Genomic DNA, 17,646 nt, shown 5'->3' on the forward strand with positions numbered 1-17,646 from the left:
CTTTCTAAAAATAAAAAGCCCTCAAAAAGAATGCACGAAAGCCAATCTTTTTGAGCGCCGTTGCTCAACTGTTCACAGTACACCATTGTACTTGCTAAGGTAATCATAGCCAAGAGTGAAGGGAGAGTCAAGGGGGGAATGAATATGAGATAACTTTATTGATTTATTTTTTGCTTAATATAATCAATCACATCTTTCTTTTGTTCTTTAGCCTCTGATATATATTCCTTTAGTTCTTTATCCGTAATTGTTGAACTGTTAATTCCTTGTTCATACAATTGTCGTCTAGTTTTTGAAACATCATCTGTTGGATTCAATTCTCTATTCTTTAAATTCTCGGTTGTTTCAATTGTTATAGATGATGTAGAAGTTGGTGTTGTGTCCGGATTACTACTATCTTTTTTAGAAGACTGGGTAGTTTGCTGTTTAGTTGATACTTCAGTAGATGAAGCGTCGCTATTTTTTCCCCCAGTATTATTACTACATGCCGTTAAAAATAAGGCTAACAATAGTACAATAAGTTTTTTTTTCATTATATCCTCCTATAAAATAACGAAACATGGTCGGCCTTCTGTCCAATCAATTGGATCATTTGACGGAGTATTCCAAAGTGCTTGTGTTGACACCCAACCTGAGTAAAACTGGCGACCGTATGGATCATAGGTTAAAGTGTAACCATTTTTGTACTCATGAACGACAATAGCATGTCCAATCCCAACATTTTGATATAAAATAACAGGATATCCTTCAGAAAGATAGGCGTTTAATGTAGCTACATCATTAATAACTTTGATCGAACGGCCATATGATTGAGCTGTTATCACTAAATCAGTTGCAGAAGCGCCAAAGTATCTTTGATTTAACCCGCCATAAGATGCCATTCTTGTTGCAACACTGACAGGATTTACATTATAACCGTAAGAGCCTCTTAAAATCATAGATAAACTTGTTGGAACACATCCTGCTGCGCCAATGGTATAGTTTCCGATATAAGTATTAATCCATTGCGGGTCACGTTGAGAATAATAATAAGGTTTTTTCTTTAATCTTTCTGCACGTAATCTGTTTGCTATCTCTGCTGGTGTGCGAGCTTCATCGCCAACTAAAAAAGCTTTTCCAGATCCTTTAGGAGCCGTTTCACCTTTTCTAACTATTTTGATTTGAATAGCTTCCAAATGTTTAGAGGCAGCTTGACTTCCAGCTGAGGCACCATTAGCTGCCCAATTCAACCAACCTTTATCTTGGATATGGACACGGTAATAGACATCATAATATCTTGAAACATCACCGGCCAGTTTAATTTTAATGGCTTCTAATTGTAAATTTTTTCCAGTTGTGCCAGACAATGCCCCATTAGCTTTATAATCTTGCCATCCGATATTTTGGATGTGCGTAGAGTATTCTATATTTCCAGCTAGAGCAGCATCACTCAGGTTGATTTTGATTGCTTCCAGTTGTAAATTTTTCCCACTTGTACCAGCTATTTCACCATTCTTGACAACCCCTTGCCAACCAATATTTTGCACGTGTGTTTGATAATTGACAGTTGGTTTGATTTCATCTGGACGTTTTGCTTCATTTCCAACTAAAAAGGCTTTTCCATTTCCTTTAGGAGCAGTTTCGCCCTTTCTAACTACTTTGATTTGGATGGCTTCTAAATGTTTAGATGCAGCTTGACTTCCAGCTGGGGCGCCATTAGCTGCCCAATTTAACCAACCTTTATCTTGGATATGCACTCGATAATAGACATCATAATATCTTGAAACATCACCGGCCAGTTTAATTTTAATGGCTTCTAATTGTAAATTTTTTCCAGTTGTGCCAGATAATGCCCCATTGGCTTTATAATCTTGCCATCCGATATTTTGGATGTGCGTAGAGTATTCTATATTTCCATCTAGAGCACCATCACTCAGGTTGATTTTGATTGCTTCCAGTTGTAAATTTTTCCCACTTGTACCAGCTATTTCACCATTCTTGACAACCCCTTGCCAACCAATATTTTGCACGTGTGTTTGATAATTGACAGTTGGTTTGATTTCATCTGGACGTTTTGCTTCATTTCCAATTAAAAAGGCTTTTCCAGATCCTTCAGGTGCCGCTTCGCCCTTCTTCACTAATTTAATTTGAATGGCTTCTAATCTTTTAGCGGCGCTTTGACTACCTGCGGACTCACTGTTTTTTGCCCAATTCAACCAACCTTTATCTTCTATATGCACACGATAATAAACATCATATGCGTTAGCTATTTCTCCAGTTAAGCGAATTTGAATCGCTTCGAGCCGCAAAGACTTTCCGCTTGTACCAGACAATTGATTATCTTTCACATATCCTTGCCACCCAATTTCTTGGACATGTGTTCTATATTCTACAGATCCAGCCAAATCTGAATTTGAAATATTCATTTTAATTCCTTCAAGACGTAAAGAGCGTCTGCTAGTCCCAGAAATTTCCCCGTTTTTGACAACCCCTTGCCATCCGATGTCTTGGATATGTGTCTGATAATTAATATCAGGAACTTTTTCTTCTGCTTTTGCCGGTGCTACAGGTGTGTCCTCATTACTTTGTGATGTTTCCAAAGTAGTTTCAGTATCGTCGCTACTATTTTCTGTATCATTAACAGTTGTTACTTCTGATGTAGAAACTTCAGTGGTGGAATCGGAGGTTGAGGAAGTGGAAGTTGTTTCTGTTTCCTCTTGAGAATTTATGATGCTTGGATTCATTTCTTCAGTGACACCGCTACTCATTTGTTGCTCCGTTAGAGATGTTTCTGAAGCCACCGTTTCTTCAGTAGTTCCCTTAGAGCGTTCCAAAGCGTAAGCAGAAATAGGGGTAACGAGAAATCCCGACAACAAAACCGCTAACATAGAACTAGTTATAACACTTTTTTTCATTAATTTACTCCTTCATAGCTTATTTATTATTTATAGTATACGACAACGTCAAAGGCCAAACAAGAACGTCTTGTTTTTATAAGAACAATAGTGAAAAAGTGTCTATAAAATGACTGAAAAAATTACCAGAAGTAAACCAATCAATAAACTGACAAGACCAGAAAGTTGACCTAATCGTTGTTGGGTAGAAGAAGGTTGATCGGTAACAGTGAGCAAACTTGAGAAAAAGTTCATTTTTTTCACGAGTATTAAATACGCAACAATAAGCAAAAGAATACCCGAAAAAAGGTACGAAAGGGGTTCAGAAATAAATTTTTGGGCACGAAGTAAAAAAATTCCTATGAAGAGGACAATAAAACCATACTTAAGAAAAGTTGCTTTTGACATGTTGAAATCGCTTCCTTTTAATTGATGAATTTTATTAATAGCCACTATTCTTATGATTAAATTATAGGACTTTGAGGGCGGTGGAGCAAAGTGTGATAACACAAAAGAAAACCCGCTAGAAACACCTATAAAATAGGTTTTCTAGCGGGTTGATTGTTATTCCCACTCTGTAGTAGAAAGAATAGTTTGAATTTCTTTTGCTTGTGTATCAAGATTTAAGCTTAGTTGAATTACTAAAATATAGCTTAAAATGATATATACTGTGATAGAACTGTGATAAATTTTTGTTGGAAAATATATGGTAGTAACTAAAATTTATCTGAACTTATTTTTGTCATTAATTTGAATATTATTCTTTTTTGGTTTTTTGACAATTTGAAATTACTGTATATTTCGATTGTAATGATAAGTGAAATATACAGTAATTATGGTTGTAGGTAGTTGTTTCTGTTTCAATGTATTGAGAATACTGGTTTCAATTGGATTTATTTTCATAATAAATAAGTTTAAAAAGCAATAATTGTTAGCCCTTGTGTTAGTAGTTATTTCTTTTTAAATATATACTAGTCATTTAAAAAAAATATTTTTTTCAGTAAATGCTGTACTTGTTTTATAGATATCGTTAACTTATTTGTAGGAAATATAGTACAGTAAGGACTATATTAACTGATATACGAAAATATGGGAATATGCATTTTATCTTAAACTTTATTCGTGATAAACTAACCATAAAGTAATAAGGTAAATGAAATATTATAAATTCTAACATTGGATTTATAATAAAAGGAGAGAAAGCTGAGTGGAAATAAAGGTCTTTGATATTAGTGAAGATGCGTATGAAGAGAAACTAGAAAAAAAAGATATTCAGAATATAAAAAAAGTTTTTCAAAAAATATTTTCTTCAGAAAATGCAGATCATTTAAGAATTGATTGTAGTGCGAGAGAAGATTCTATTTTGAACAAATATATGAATTCAAAAACAATTTTTAATATGTATGAATTTGCCGAGAGTTTGAGAGGGGCAGAACTAAAGAAAGATGGGACTAGAAATAAGCAAATTACAAAAGGAAATTTATTCATAAAAAAAGAAGATGAGCAATTAATTTTATTAAAATTAGAGAATATTGAGGTTGTTGATAAAGAAAAAAATTATGAGATGAAAACATCATTTTCTACTGAAGCAAATTATTATAAGGGATGTATTTTCGACGGAAATTTAAATAAAGTAGTCGTTATTGATCGAAATAAAACTATTGCAAAATACTGGAGAGAAGATTTTTTAAAACTTTCATTAAATAGGGATTCGTACCAAAATTCAATTGACTTAATTGATTTACTAAAAGAAAATAAACTATTTTCAGAAAATATATCTTCAAAAGGCAATTTACAGGAAATAAAAGAAGCTACAGAAAATTATATTTTTAAAAATGAAAGTTTTGATAAGACACAATTAAAAGAGTTATTAGTAGAAAAAAGTTTAATTAGAGATACAGAATTGAATTTAGTCTACTCAGAGTCTTCAAAAAATATTGATACTGGTTTTGAAATTTCAAAAAAAGCTATAAAAAAACGTTATCATAAAGAAATTTTTGTATCAGAGGATACAAAAATATGGACTGATAATTATGAAAAGTTAATCAGGAGACAGGGAATAGAATACGAAGACGGAAAAATAATATTATCTGTTTCTGAAAAATTTGTAAATAATTTACCTAAGGAGTTAACTGATGGAAATTAGAGGGGAATTTATAGATACCGCTTTTCAATTTTCGAGTGCGTGGCCTGAAGAACTGCAAGATTATGTAGAAGACAGACAAATATATAACACGCCTTCATTATTATTCTATGAAGAAGCATATATAGATAAGTGTAACAACTTTTCGAAAATTATAGATAAATTTAAAAAAAAAGTTTTTGATAATAATTTAAAAATTTACAAAAATAATAAGATAGAAAAAGTACTTGATTATTCGAAAGACGTTCTTCAATTCAGTAATGTTATCAGGGAGAATAATATAAATGGCTTGCAGAAGGAAAAATTAGGTATATCTATACAACATTTTACAAATTATGAACAAACCGATAAAGTTAAATTTATCCAATCAATATATATATTATTGTTTCTATCTAATATTACGAATTATAAAAATAATATTTTTAATTTTAAGGTTAGATGTGATGACAAAGAGTTTAAAATGGATATTAATTACTGCGATATTAAGGTGTTGAATTTATATGATACTTATCTTTGGATCATAAAAAATGAAGACAATATACAAACAAGATTAAAGATAATTCGGGAGCTGATAATTAGGAAAAAGTCGTTTGATTTATCTAATAGAGACTTATGTAGTGCTGATTCTGCATTTAATAGAATTATAAAAGAAGAAACAGATAAATACTTTTCTCAAGTAAACTTGTTGAAAGATGACTTTTTAAAATTGAGTAAGGAAAAGCAAGAAAGTTATCAAGCGCTTCACTTAAAATTTCTTGGTTGGTGTTCTGCAGTGGCTCTCTATATATATGATGAGTTAAAAAGTGTTGATGGAGACAATTTGTGGAAAAAAATTTTATTTTCTAAATCAGAGAAAAGCTTATTAATTTTACTTATTTTTATATTGTCTTTAATAGTTATTTGGTTACTTTTTATAAAAGAAACATCTGAACTTAAATCAGAATATGAAAAATTAAAAGATCTATATATAAAACAGTTGTATTTTGATAAAAAAGATTTTTCTAATCATATTAAAGAACCGGAAATACCTAAGTTATATCAATCTATTTTTTATACTTTTTTAGGAATTTTAGCTTTGAGATTCTTTGTGTGTTTTCTTTAGGGTATTTTTTCAAAGAGAAAAAAACTGATATTTTTTTGTATATACAATTTATAATAAGTTAAGCAATGATTGTCAGCTCTTGTGTTAACAGTTATTGCTTTTTGAATGTTTAAATATGTTTTGTTATTAAATGCTGTGAATGAGGTATTCATAATTTTTATAAAATAGCTGAAATTTAAAAATATGGGAATATGCATTTTACATTATAATTTCATGGTAATAAAATAACTATTTTTAAATTATGGTTGTTCGAATTTCCATTGATACAAAAATTAATGATATTTTTTTGTTATTAATTTTTTTATTTTTATTGTCTAAGCAAGAATTTTTAGAATTTTCAATACAAAAACATGTTTTTTTATTAAAAAAAGATGAGTTTTTCCTTGAAAAATAATTACGTAATGGTAAAATAATTTTATCAATATTGATAAAATTATAACGGAGGTGTATTAAAATGAATGTTGAAGAAATTTTAGTGTCACAAAAAACCCCAACTGCAATTAATGAAGAGCCTGAATTATATGGGTTTGGATATGGTTCTGTTGTTGAGAACATTACTGTCTCTAAAGGCGGCGGCGGTGGTGGCGGCGGTGGCGGTGGCTGCTGTTGTTGTTGCTGCTGTTGTTGTGGGGGTGCCACAGGATTAGAAGAATAGAAACTTCATAAGGTAAGTGGACGCACTTACCTCTTTACATAATCAAGTAAAAAGGAGTGAAAAAATGTATAAAGTAAACCCTTTTATATGGCATGATCTTAGTGAAAAAGAAACATTCTTTCAAACAAAACTATCGTCGATAATTATTACTAATAAAAATTTAGTTAGAATGTTAAAAGATTTAGAAAAAAATGAAGTAATAAATTTTGAGGAATCTCTATTATCCAATTATTTTAGAAGTAACATGATTAATAATGTACTGGTCTTTTTAGAAGAAAATAAATTAATTAAAAAGCTTGATATAGAAAATAACAAGATTAATGAGGTTTTGGTATATACCGATGATTCTGAATTTTCTGAATTATTCGATTACGTATTTTCCGAAAAATTTATAATTAGTCATCAGAGCAGTATTTCCCACTTAGAATCTAAAAATATGGATGGTAAATTGCTTATAGTATTTTTAAAGGCTTTCAATTTTAAAGAATATGAAAATATTGTAAATATAGCTAAGGAAAAGAATGTAGTCATTAAAATAATTTTTAGCTATAATCATCATATTTATTTTTCGAATTTCTATAAAAGGGAATGGTACAATCCATGTCCAATATGTTTTTTTTCTGAACTAGAAAGCCAATTAAGAGGAGAAATAACTTCTGATACAGCTAATTTTCAGACAATTATAGATTTACTTTATACAAAATCACAAAATTTTGCTATAGAATACCCGTTGCAAAAGGATGATTATTTTACGATAGTTTATACCATAATGAGGAATTTGGATAGCGATTTAATGAAATGTGACTTAGATGAAGTTTTATCTATTGATTTAAATAATCATTTAGTTACAAAAGATATTGCTTATCATTGGGGGTATTGTGATTGCTATGAGTGATTATTATTGGAATGAATATAAGAATGTACTATTAGATGAAGCATATTTAATTGATACGTTAAAATATCAACAAAGGGTAGTGAATAAACAAGTAGAAGAAAATAATTTAGATGAATTGAACGATGTTTTAGGTCTCTATAATGTGAAATACTCGGATATTAGGTTAGCGGCATATCCTTTTGATGAGTTGCCTGTTTTTGTAAAAACGTTAGCTAGTGATTTACAAAAAAATTATGCTTCCTTTATATATAAAGTTAGTATGCCAATACTAGCCATAACAAAAAAAATAGGGAATGTAAATGCTGGCTGTTATTCTTTCGATTTTAAAAATAATTTTTTGATTCTATATGAAACGGATGTAACTAAGGTTAGAGAAATAGTAAATGATAAACTAGTGTTAGCTTTTTTTTTAAACATAGAGGATGCAATTTGTTTATATAGAAAAAAGGCGTACACAAATGGTATAAAAGAAATTGGTTACGTTTCTAAAAGCAGTCAATTAGCGATTAGTAAAGAAAAAAACATAATAATAAATGAAATGCTAGTACCAGAGCAACAACTGACAAATGGATTAGGTATAAACTTGAGAAAATGTTTGTTAATGGAAACTTTAATTTTAGAGGTGTTAACTGATGCTATTTACGAATAAAAGTTCCTACGGTGTGAAAAGTGGTATGTTTTTATCAAGTATAAATATTGGATATGTAAATTTTTCACGTGTCAAGATTAAGCAAGGAACGACAGCAGGTAGTGCTTTCTCAGTTGATGAAAATAAACAGTTATCACTTATTAAAAGTTATAATGAATATTTAGAAAGACTTTTCTTAGGGGTACCATTAAGTACAAATAAAACTATTTCTTCTGTAAATTTAGAAAAAAATATTGTAAGTAGCAGAAAATATTCAGAATTTGGATATGGAAATCATGAGTTTGGATTTAATGATACGACAGGAACTTCATCTGGAAAACTTTCAGAAGTAATAATCCAAAAGGCACTAACAGAATTGATTGAGAAAAATGAAGTTTTTTGTTTTTGGTATGGTTTGAAAGGGGAAAAGTTAACACAAGATAAAGAAATTCATGACTTAATTAATGAATATAATTTTATTTCAAATATGTTTAAAATTTATGTAGTTCGTGAACTTAGTAATTATTCAACAGTGATCGTGATGGGGTTTTTAGAAGGGAAATTACTAACCTCAGGTGTATGTTGTAGTATTACTATAGAACAATCTCTAATTTTGGCCTTGAAAGAAGCTAAGGGAATAGAGTGGCAAACTTTTAATAATCCCTTAGCAAAAGCAAATAAATTTTCTGATAAATTGCATAAACAAATTTTTGAAAAAGTAAAGTTTATGGATGAAACATACAAAGTTATTACAAAAGATTCTATACAAGCCACGAAATATATTAAAACTGCTGATTGGATTGACAATGTTGAGGTATCCGTAATTGGAGATGACATAAATAGAGGAGTTAAAACAATAAAATGTATATCCAAACAGTTACTAAATTCTTTACCAATTAAGATAAATATTGAAAGACAAAAAGATAAAGAGATTACTAAAAGATACTTAATTGATTACTCTGTTGATTGTCCTATCCAATGATAGAAAGGAGAATACTTTTGAAAGGTTTTTTAAGAAATAAGGTGAATTTTGTTTTAAATGAGGACTTATTTATGTCACATCACTATAACGTATATATAGAAAAATATTCTAAAAGACCTATCAAAGCCTATGAGGTTGATTTAAAGAATAAAAGGCAGCATATTCTTTCGACTATAGGAGAGTATTTGGAGCGAGAAACACTCATCAACGAAAATTCACCAAAAGAGCATACGGTTATTGCCACGAATTTAATTGATGGAAGCATTAAACAAGTCAATCTTGATATGATTTTGTTTAAAAATAGTTTTGTGGATTCTTCGGGTATGGCCTCGCATAAAAAATCAAAGCCATTAATATGGACAGCATATAAAGAATTCTTTGAAAGACAGAGCTATATTACTAACTTCTTGTTTCATACTAAGGCTCAGCAATTAAACATAGATAAGATAGAAGAAATAAAAAAAATAGACAGATATTTGACTAATTATTTAGACAATGTCAAATATTATAATATATCTTTAAGTAAGAACCTTTACGTAGTACTTGCCGTTGGGTATGGTGAAAAATACAAAGCAGTGGGTTTGGGAACTAGTCAATCAGCGAGAAAAGCAGTAATAAAATCACAAAAAGAAATATTACAATATTTTGCTACATCATATTCAAAATATAAAGAAGGACAGGTTAGTCAAAGATCTGAAGTAGTAATTGACAATAAAGATATTTACCATGACTATTTTGACAGGTTGAGACCAGAAGAAGTTAAAGAGTTATATGCATATCTAGAAGGTAGTGAACTTATAACTGTGGATAATGAAGAGGAAATAGAAAAAGTTAGTCATACAATTATTATCAAAAGTACAAGCAATTCTCTTAATATGTCACCATATATTGCAATGTTTGAAAATAATCATGCTGAGAATGTGAAAGTAGTGAAGGTGTTTGATCCAAAGTGGTTTCCTAATATGGCACCAAGAAATTTTTCACAAGAAATAATATTAAATGTAGAGAATATACTAAAATTAAAAAGAAAAGATTTTTCAGAACTGTTACCATTTCCATAAGGAGGAGTGAAAATGTTTATTCCAGTTAAATCATATGCGGTGTTTAATATTAAAATGTTATTAAAAGATAAGATCCCTTTACTGTGGTCAATTGCCTTGCCTGTAATTACTTTTTTTATGAATTATAGAAATGTAACAAATGAGTGGGAATTGGCATATTGGTGGGTATATATTATTGTTTGTTCCTATGTTTATGGAGTGGGAGTTTATGCATTACAGTTGAAAGAATACGGAAGTTTAAAAACAATATTTTCAATAAATAATTCACCTTGGGCATTTTTTTTAGGCAATCTATTGACGCAAATTATGTTCAGCTTTATCAGTGTAAACTTACTTAATTTAATTGTGATCATTTTACTACCACTATCGTTTTTTCGTCTTTTTTTATATAGTTTTATTACTATTATAGCATGTTTACCAGTTGCGTTTGTTAGTTACAATTTAACTCTAGTAAAAAAAGTGCATGCAAATACTATAAATTCAATATTTACAATGCTAATTTTTGGTTTATTTATATTGTTAAATACGAATATAGAGTTAAATAAATATAACCCGCTATCAATTTTATCTAATGTTTTGATTGATCATAAGAATGAGGATGTTTTAAAATATGTTACAATTTCTATATTTTTAGTTCTTATTAGTATGTATTCGATAGTAAAATTTGAACCAATTTCAAATGAAAGAAGGTAACGCTATGATTGAAATAAAAGATTTAAATATTCCTTATGTAGATAAGAAAATAAATATGAATATTTTAAAAGAGTACAACCTATTTCTTGGAGATAATGGTAACGGAAAAACCTTATTATTAGATTACATTTCAGGAATAAAAAAGGTAAAAAGAAATGTAATTAAGGGGAATGAAAGTATCATATATATTAATCAAAACATATATTTTTCTGATCGTTTGTCAGGAATGGATTTTTTAAAATTTAGTTATGGTTTAGACGGAAAGAAAAGTATTCAATCTTTTTATCAGTTAAGCGATAAAATTTTAAAGCGTGAAGATGTTGATAAGTTGCTAAAAAAACAATGGGGTATGCTTTCAGGAGGGGAAAAAAAATTCCTGTATGCTCTTATTTTGATGTCTTTAGAAAGGGAATGGTATATTTTAGATGAACCATTTGCTTTTATAGATAAGAAAAGAAAAAAAATGTTATATAAGATTATAGATATTAAGATATCAGAAGGTAAGGGAATTATTTTAACTACTCATGAAGAAGATGAAGTAGTATTACAATCAGTTAGCAGGGTTTTTGAAATATAAAAATAAGAAGCTTTTTTATTATTTAGAATATTCAAAACGTTATGATAAGAGAGTGTATTGTAACAAATTTAGAGCGTAGTTTAATTTATAATAGATATAAAAATAGTTATGGCTTTGTATAGTAGTTTCTGTTGAAATGTATTGAGAATACTGAGTTTAAATATTCTTTGTTTGCACAGTAAACAAGTTCAAAAAGCAGTGATTGTTAGCTATTGCGTTATCAGTTATTGCTTTTTTATATAGTTGATCAGACTTAGTAATTTAATATGAATATGGAAGCGACTAAAAATTTAGGGTTTGTTGTGCATGACTTATAGATGACAGTTGTGTTAATTAGAGTTTTTAATTGTTTTAGGGGTATTTTAAAACGATCATTTTTAATTTAAAAAAGCCTAATTTTGGAGAAAGGGAATTATAATAATGGAAAAAAATTAATTTGCTAGTAAGGCAATTAAGAATATATGATGGATTGAAATAAAAAGATGCAAGAAGAGGGAGAATGGAAGCATCAGCTTATTCAATATTTGAAAATGGTAAGGAGACAATAGATTTTATTACTCTGAATCTGAAATAGTTAATGAATTGAAGGGAAATAGTTAATGTGGAGTTTACTAAACAAAATATGGCATCGGAGGTTACCAATCAATTCACTAAAGGAGTAAAAAAATAAAGTGTGATAAAAGTGTGATAACGCAAAAGAAAACCCGCTAGAAAACCTATAAAATAGGTTTTCTAGCGGGTTGGGTGTTATTCCCACTCCACAGTTGCAGGTGGTTTTGAAGTAATATCGTACACGATACGGTTTACATGTGCAACTTCGTTCACGATGCGCACAGAGATTTTTTGTAAAACATCCCAAGGGATACGGGCAAAGTCAGCGGTCATGCCGTCGATAGAAGTCACAGCACGGATACCGACTGTGTAATCGTAGGTACGGCCATCGCCCATAACGCCTACTGAGCGGATGCCAGGTAAGACAGTAAAGTACTGCCAAATGTCACGATCTAAGCCAGCTGCTGCGATTTCTTCACGTAGGATAGCATCTGAATCACGAACGATTTGTAATTTATCTTCTGTAATTTCACCAAGCACACGAATACCTAATCCTGGTCCTGGGAATGGTTGGCGCCAAACGATTGCATCAGGCATGCCAAGTTCAGTTCCTAAGGCACGAACTTCGTCTTTGAATAATGTATTTAAAGGTTCAATTAATTCAAATTGCATGTCTTCAGGAAGACCACCAACGTTGTGATGTGATTTAATTGTTTGCGCAGTTTCTGTACCAGATTCGATGACGTCTGTGTAAAGAGTTCCTTGTGCTAGGAATGAAACGCCTTCTTCCCCAGCAAGTTTAGTTGCTTCGTCATCAAAAACATACACAAATTCGTTACCGATGATTTTACGTTTTTGTTCAGGGTCAGAAACGCCTGCTAATTTGCTTAAGAAGCGTTCTTTTGCATCTACTTTAATAATGTTTAAGCCAAATTTACCGCCTAAACTTTCCATTACTTGTTCTGCTTCACCTTTACGTAATAATCCATGGTCAACGAAGATACAAGTTAATTGGTCGCCAATGGCTTTTTGTAAAAGCACGCCGACAACACTTGAGTCAACGCCACCTGATAAACCAAGTAAGACTTTTTTATCGCCTACTTGTTCACGGATTTTAGCGACTTCCATATCGATGAAGTTTTCCATGCTCCAGTCACCAGTACAGCCACACACATCAAAAGCAAAGTGACGCAATAAGTCGTTACCATATTCTGAATGACGAACCTCTGGATGAAATTGTACGCCGTAGAATTTGCGGTTGGCATCTTCGATAGAAGCGATTGGACAATCGTTGCTTGTCCCAACTTTTTCGAATCCAGGAGCGATTTCTGTTACTAAATCACCGTGGCTCATCCAAACGGTTTGTTTCGCAGGTGTTCCTTGGAATAATGTCGCATCACCAAGGATTTCTAATTCTGCTTTTCCGTATTCACGGTTTGCGGCAGGTTCTACTTTTCCGCCTAAGTTATGAGTCATTAATTGCATACCGTAGCAGATGCCAAGAATGGGAATTCCTAACTCATAAATTTCTGGATCAATGCTAAAAGCATCTTTGTCATACACGCTGTTTGGTCCACCTGAGAAGATGATTCCTTTAGGCGCGATTTTGCGAATTTCTTCTGCCGTAGTTCGGTGGCTTAATAACTCAGAGAATACGCCAAATTCACGAATACGACGAGTAATCAATTGGTTAAACTGACTACCAAAGTCTAAAACAATAATTTTTTCGACAGATGTCAAATCGGCAACGTTAGTCACGTCTATTACCCCTTATCCATTTAAATTTATCTAAAGAAAAGGCGGTTAAAAAGTGGTCAGCACCAAGAATTAAGAAAGGATTTTCAAAAATTGTTTTACGATTTTTAGAAAATTTTGGCTTAATTCCGCAGGGGCTATTTTTAAACAGCCGAGAATCAGGCGGTTAAAAAGTGGTTCACTTTTGTTCCGTACTCTTCTTTGTCTAGCTATACTTATTAAAACATTTTACTCCTTGAAAGTCATGCATTCTGCTGAAAATTTTCAAGGATATTTCTACAAAAGATACAGGATATTTCTTAGCTCGTCAACCCTTAATATTTACGTAGATAGATTTGGTCAATCAAATGATTTTCCGTTTTATGCAAAATAATGTCCGCACGTCCGCGCGTTGGCAAGATATATTCCTCCAAGTTCGGTAAGTTCACGGTTTTCCAAACATTCCGTGCCATGGCGAAAGCATCTTCTCGTTTGCCAATTGCATATTGGTAATAATAATTATTAGGATCTAAGAAAGCCGTATCTAATAAGGCCCCAAAACGTTCTAGGTACCATTTTTCAATTAAGGCTGGATCGGCATCCACAAAAATAGAAAAATCAAAAAAATCACTCACATAAATTTGTTGATTGGCGGGTAACTGTAAGGTGTTAATGCCTTCAACAATCAGAATATCTGGTTGTTGAATCAACTCATATTCGCCTTCGATAACATCGTAGACACTGTGAGAATAGACGGGTGCTTTAATTTCGTCTTTGCCGCTTTTGACTTCGTTTAAGAAATTAATTAGCTTCTCCATGTCATAACTTTCAGGAAACCCTTTTCGGTCCATAATTCCTTGTTCTTCTAACACTTTATTGGGATACAAAAATCCATCCGTTGTAATGAGTTGAACGTTTCTTCGTTTAAACGTTCGGGCCAGAATTCTTTGCAAAAGACGAGCGGTGGTGCTTTTACCAACGGCGACACTGCCGGCAATTCCAATGATGAATGGTGGTACAGAGACATATTCATGTAGGAATAATCCTTTGCTAAGTGTTAGCGATTCAAATTCTTTCATGTATAAATGAATAAGATGCGTTAAGGGTACATAAATTTCTTGTACATCTTTTAGTGAAATTTGGTCGTTCACACTTTTAATGTTATCCAATTCTGCTTCGGTTAACGGTGCTTTGCCGTCATGATAAAACCCATGCCATTCTTCTCTGGAAATTGGGTAGTAATTCATTTTATCGTCCATTGTTCCTCCACCAAACCCTGTTCAATCTTTGTACATTTTACCATAATTTCACAAGGGAAACACAGGATTTTACAAAAGAATTCCCTTCTTCGCCAATTTATGATGAAAATGGTATCATGAAAAGAGAAAACTGTTAGAAAAGAGGGGAAAAGCCATGAGAAAAATTGTATTATTTGGTGATAGCATTACTGCTGGTTATTTAGACGAAGCCGTCTCACCTGTTCTTGTTGACTTAGTGAAACGGGATATTGCTGCGATGGGTCTAGAAGAAGTGGCTGTTATTAATGCTGGAATGCCTGGCGATACAACAGAGGATGGTTTAAAACGATTAAATAAAGAAGTACTAATTGAGAAACCTGATGAAGTGGTGATTTTCTTTGGCGCCAATGATGCGTCACTGGATCGAAATTTAACAGTAGCCACGTTTAGAGAAAACCTTGAAACAATGATTCACGAAATTGGTTCAGAAAAGGTAATTTTAATTACGCCACCATATGCGGATAGTGGCAGACGTCCAGAACGGCCACAAACGCGTATCAAGGAATTGGTCAAGGTTGCACAAGAAGTCGGAGCGGCACATAACTTGCCAGTTATTGATTTGTATAAAGCGATGACTGTTTATCCTGGAACGGATGAATTTTTACAAGCAGATGGTTTGCATTTTTCACAAGTGGGCTATGAATTATTAGGTGCCTTGATTGTTCGAGAAATAAAAGGTAGACTAAAACCAAAACAAGCATAGATAGGAAGAACAAAATGGCGAATCATTATTATACAGAAAATCCAGAATTAGCACATGATTTAGAAAGCTGGTCTTTTCCATTACGTGGTCGGACCTTTCAGTTTACGACCGATAGCGGGGTCTTCTCAAGAGGAACAGTGGATTATGGTTCTCGTGTGTTGATTGATGCCTTTGAATGGGAAAATTTACCAGCAGGCCGTTTGTTAGATGTTGGTTGTGGCTATGGACCAATTGGGTTGTCCTTAGCAGCGGCGACTGGTCGACTGGTGGAAATGGTGGATGTCAACCAACGGGCAGTTGGGCTAGCTCAAATGAACGCCCAACGTAACCAAATTACTACTGTGGATATCCATTCTTCCAATGTGTATGAAACCTTAAACGAAACGACCTACGCGGCGATTGTTAGCAATCCGCCCATTCGTGCAGGCAAAAAAGTTGTCCATGGCATTTTAACAGGGGCTTTTCCGTTATTGAAAGTTGGTGGTACACTAACGGTAGTTATTCAAAAGAAACAAGGTGCACCTAGTGCAGAAAAGAAAATGGCTGAAGTATTTGGCAATGTTGAAATTGTGACAAAAGACAAAGGCTATTATATTTTACGAAGTGTTAAAGAAGCAGAGTAAAAAAGAACCGCCACTTTAGTGGCGGTTCTTTTTTAGAATAGATACGCTTGATCAATTTTTTGGTTCAACAGTTTTTTTTCGTCTGGCGATAAAAAAGCACCTGCAAGCGCATTTTTAGTGAGTTGCTTCATTTCGTCATAACTTAATTGATACCAAGTGGCCAATTTCATGAATTCTTTCGTTAACGTAGTATCTGAAACAGTGCGATTATCGGTATTGACGCAGACGGCTAAGCCAGCCTCTATAAATTGTTGAAAAGGGTATTCAGCCAATGTTTTGACGGTGCCTGTTTGGAAGTTGCTAGTTGGACACATTTCTAAAAGAACCTTTTTTTCTTTTAAGAGCGCCAAGTATTCGGGTGTATCTTTCAAAGCAATACCGTGACCAATCCGAGTAGCACCTAAAGTGACAGCATCAGCGACATTTTTGCCACAGCCGCATTCCCCAGCGTGGAGTGTTAATGGAATTGACAATTGGTTGGCTAAAGCTAATACGTCTTCAAATGTGTATGGAGGAAAATCGACTTCATTGCCAGCTAAATCAAAGCCGACAACGCCTGTCTCTCTGAAATCATGCGCTAAGTGAACGATTTTTTCTATGGCTTGTTGTTGGTCATGCCGCATGCCGCATAACAGTGCATTGCTTTTTACACCAAAATCTTCTTCGCCTTGTTTTAAGCCAGTTAAAACAGCAGTCACGATTTCAGGTAACCGTAAGCCTTTTTCTGTATGTTGCGAAGGCGCAAAACGCACCTCTATGTAAGCCACGCCATCTTCGGCAGCTTGGCTAATCACGTCATACGCCGCTGCTTGCAAAGCTTCGGCCGTTTGTAGACAGGTTAGCACAAAGTCAAACCGAGTTAAATAATCATTCAAATCGGTGCATTTTTCAGGGGCAACCACTAACTCTTTCAAGGCTTGTTCGTCTTGGGGTAATGGAATGTTTTGTTTTTCAGCAATGGTGCGTAAAGTTGTTGGTCGAATCGACCCATCTAAGTGACAGTGCAGCTCGATTTTTGGTAATTGACGGACACGGGATTCTTCCATGAAAAAAATAGCCTCCATTTTCTTTTGTTTTTTAATCTTTTTAGTCTATTTCTTTTGTCTTTTTTTTGTTAAAATGTAAAA

General features: G+C 32.6%; 17 protein-coding genes. 11 read left to right on the forward strand and 6 right to left on the reverse strand.

The window, feature by feature from the left end:
• Positions 1 to 155: 155 nt before the first annotated feature.
• The 3 genes from IGL23_RS00825 to IGL23_RS00835 all read right to left on the reverse strand — a co-directional run bounded on the left by IGL23_RS00825 (position 156) and on the right by IGL23_RS00835 (position 3,326).
• Complete coding sequence (locus IGL23_RS00825) at positions 156 to 533, reverse strand: hypothetical protein (protein ID WP_002379241.1); 378 nt, start codon at positions 531 to 533, stop codon at positions 156 to 158.
• A gap of 9 nt (positions 534 to 542) precedes the next feature.
• Positions 543 to 2,894 carry a C39 family peptidase gene (locus IGL23_RS00830; protein ID WP_113826351.1) on the reverse strand — a complete coding sequence of 784 codons (2,352 nt, stop codon included), beginning with the start codon at positions 2,892 to 2,894 and terminating at the stop codon, positions 543 to 545.
• Positions 2,895 to 2,996: 102 nt separating this feature from the next.
• Positions 2,997 to 3,326 (reverse strand): hypothetical protein, encoded by a 330-nt coding sequence (locus IGL23_RS00835; RefSeq protein WP_033594606.1) that lies wholly within the window; start codon positions 3,324 to 3,326, stop codon positions 2,997 to 2,999.
• 754 nt (positions 3,327 to 4,080) lie between these two features.
• On the opposite strand from IGL23_RS00835, the gene IGL23_RS00840 reads away from it, so the two are divergent.
• The 9 genes from IGL23_RS00840 to IGL23_RS00880 all read left to right on the forward strand — a co-directional run bounded on the left by IGL23_RS00840 (position 4,081) and on the right by IGL23_RS00880 (position 11,609).
• On the forward strand, positions 4,081 to 5,019 hold the full coding sequence (locus IGL23_RS00840; RefSeq protein WP_002405751.1) for a hypothetical protein: 939 nt from the start codon (positions 4,081 to 4,083) through the stop codon (positions 5,017 to 5,019).
• A complete protein-coding gene (locus tag IGL23_RS00845; protein ID WP_010774774.1) occupies positions 5,009 to 6,118 on the forward strand; it encodes a hypothetical protein in 1,110 nt (369 codons plus the stop codon). The genes IGL23_RS00840 and IGL23_RS00845 overlap by 11 nt, the downstream gene beginning before the upstream one ends.
• A gap of 454 nt (positions 6,119 to 6,572) precedes the next feature.
• Positions 6,573 to 6,773 (forward strand): hypothetical protein, encoded by a 201-nt coding sequence (locus tag IGL23_RS00850; protein WP_002405754.1) that lies wholly within the window; start codon positions 6,573 to 6,575, stop codon positions 6,771 to 6,773.
• A 64-nt stretch (positions 6,774 to 6,837) separates the two neighbouring features.
• A complete protein-coding gene (locus tag IGL23_RS00855; RefSeq protein ID WP_002379875.1) occupies positions 6,838 to 7,668 on the forward strand; it encodes an McbB family protein in 831 nt (276 codons plus the stop codon).
• Positions 7,661 to 8,317: a hypothetical protein gene (locus IGL23_RS00860; protein ID WP_002379876.1), complete on the forward strand. Its 657-nt coding sequence runs from the start codon at positions 7,661 to 7,663 to the stop codon at positions 8,315 to 8,317. The genes IGL23_RS00855 and IGL23_RS00860 overlap by 8 nt, the downstream gene beginning before the upstream one ends.
• The gene (locus IGL23_RS00865; RefSeq protein ID WP_002405756.1) at positions 8,301 to 9,278 is read left to right on the forward strand and encodes a hypothetical protein; all 978 of its coding nucleotides are present in this window, start codon (positions 8,301 to 8,303) and stop codon (positions 9,276 to 9,278) included. Before IGL23_RS00860 ends, IGL23_RS00865 begins: the two co-directional genes overlap by 17 nt.
• A gap of 17 nt (positions 9,279 to 9,295) precedes the next feature.
• Positions 9,296 to 10,339, forward strand: coding sequence for a YcaO-like family protein (locus IGL23_RS00870; RefSeq protein ID WP_010774390.1), 1,044 nt, complete (start codon positions 9,296 to 9,298; stop codon positions 10,337 to 10,339).
• Between the two features lie 12 nt (positions 10,340 to 10,351).
• Positions 10,352 to 11,032, forward strand: a complete 681-nt coding sequence (locus tag IGL23_RS00875; protein WP_033594609.1) for a hypothetical protein — start codon at positions 10,352 to 10,354, stop codon at positions 11,030 to 11,032.
• On the forward strand, positions 11,019 to 11,609 hold the full coding sequence (locus IGL23_RS00880) for an ATP-binding cassette domain-containing protein (protein ID WP_002405758.1): 591 nt from the start codon (positions 11,019 to 11,021) through the stop codon (positions 11,607 to 11,609). The genes IGL23_RS00875 and IGL23_RS00880 overlap by 14 nt, the downstream gene beginning before the upstream one ends.
• 747 nt (positions 11,610 to 12,356) lie before the next feature.
• On the opposite strand, the gene guaA is transcribed toward IGL23_RS00880, so the two are convergent.
• On the reverse strand, positions 12,357 to 13,919 hold the full coding sequence (guaA, locus tag IGL23_RS00885; protein WP_002356158.1) for a glutamine-hydrolyzing GMP synthase: 1,563 nt from the start codon (positions 13,917 to 13,919) through the stop codon (positions 12,357 to 12,359).
• 311 nt (positions 13,920 to 14,230) lie between these two features.
• Entirely contained in the window at positions 14,231 to 15,154 is a 924-nt protein-coding gene (coaA, locus tag IGL23_RS00890) for a type I pantothenate kinase (protein WP_002356160.1), read from the reverse strand.
• Between the two features lie 154 nt (positions 15,155 to 15,308).
• Here coaA and IGL23_RS00895 point away from each other — a divergent pair, with 154 nt between their 5' ends.
• Together IGL23_RS00895 and IGL23_RS00900 are read left to right on the forward strand one after the other, a co-directional pair.
• Positions 15,309 to 15,896: an SGNH/GDSL hydrolase family protein gene (locus tag IGL23_RS00895; RefSeq protein ID WP_033594611.1), complete on the forward strand. Its 588-nt coding sequence runs from the start codon at positions 15,309 to 15,311 to the stop codon at positions 15,894 to 15,896.
• Between the two features lie 14 nt (positions 15,897 to 15,910).
• Positions 15,911 to 16,519 (forward strand): class I SAM-dependent methyltransferase, encoded by a 609-nt coding sequence (locus IGL23_RS00900; protein WP_002356162.1) that lies wholly within the window; start codon positions 15,911 to 15,913, stop codon positions 16,517 to 16,519.
• A 32-nt stretch (positions 16,520 to 16,551) separates the two neighbouring features.
• Here IGL23_RS00900 and add read toward each other — a convergent pair whose 3' ends face one another.
• On the reverse strand, positions 16,552 to 17,583 hold the full coding sequence (add, locus tag IGL23_RS00905; protein ID WP_033594613.1) for an adenosine deaminase: 1,032 nt from the start codon (positions 17,581 to 17,583) through the stop codon (positions 16,552 to 16,554).
• Positions 17,584 to 17,646 lie beyond the last annotated feature (63 nt).

It is taken from the genome of Enterococcus sp. MSG3299 (assembly GCF_050555765.1).
Classification (GTDB): Bacteria; Bacillota; Bacilli; order Lactobacillales; family Enterococcaceae; genus Enterococcus; species Enterococcus faecalis.

Bases quoted from the DNA above. Each gene is read 5' to 3' on its own strand.
- IGL23_RS00825 (WP_002379241.1), bottom strand. From the start codon at position 533: ATGAAAAAAAAACTTATTGTACTATTGTTAGCCTTATTTTTAACGGCA.
- IGL23_RS00830 (WP_113826351.1), bottom strand. From the start codon at position 2,894: ATGAAAAAAAGTGTTATAACTAGTTCTATGTTAGCGGTTTTGTTGTCG.
- IGL23_RS00845 (WP_010774774.1), top strand. From the start codon at position 5,009: ATGGAAATTAGAGGGGAATTTATAGATACCGCTTTTCAATTTTCGAGT.
- IGL23_RS00850 (WP_002405754.1), top strand. From the start codon at position 6,573: ATGAATGTTGAAGAAATTTTAGTGTCACAAAAAACCCCAACTGCAATT.
- IGL23_RS00855 (WP_002379875.1), top strand. From the start codon at position 6,838: ATGTATAAAGTAAACCCTTTTATATGGCATGATCTTAGTGAAAAAGAA.
- IGL23_RS00860 (WP_002379876.1), top strand. From the start codon at position 7,661: ATGAGTGATTATTATTGGAATGAATATAAGAATGTACTATTAGATGAA.
- IGL23_RS00865 (WP_002405756.1), top strand. From the start codon at position 8,301: ATGCTATTTACGAATAAAAGTTCCTACGGTGTGAAAAGTGGTATGTTT.
- IGL23_RS00875 (WP_033594609.1), top strand. From the start codon at position 10,352: ATGTTTATTCCAGTTAAATCATATGCGGTGTTTAATATTAAAATGTTA.
- IGL23_RS00880 (WP_002405758.1), top strand. From the start codon at position 11,019: ATGAAAGAAGGTAACGCTATGATTGAAATAAAAGATTTAAATATTCCT.
- coaA (WP_002356160.1), bottom strand. From the start codon at position 15,154: ATGGACGATAAAATGAATTACTACCCAATTTCCAGAGAAGAATGGCAT.
- IGL23_RS00895 (WP_033594611.1), top strand. From the start codon at position 15,309: ATGAGAAAAATTGTATTATTTGGTGATAGCATTACTGCTGGTTATTTA.
- IGL23_RS00900 (WP_002356162.1), top strand. From the start codon at position 15,911: ATGGCGAATCATTATTATACAGAAAATCCAGAATTAGCACATGATTTA.
- add (WP_033594613.1), bottom strand. From the start codon at position 17,583: ATGGAGGCTATTTTTTTCATGGAAGAATCCCGTGTCCGTCAATTACCA.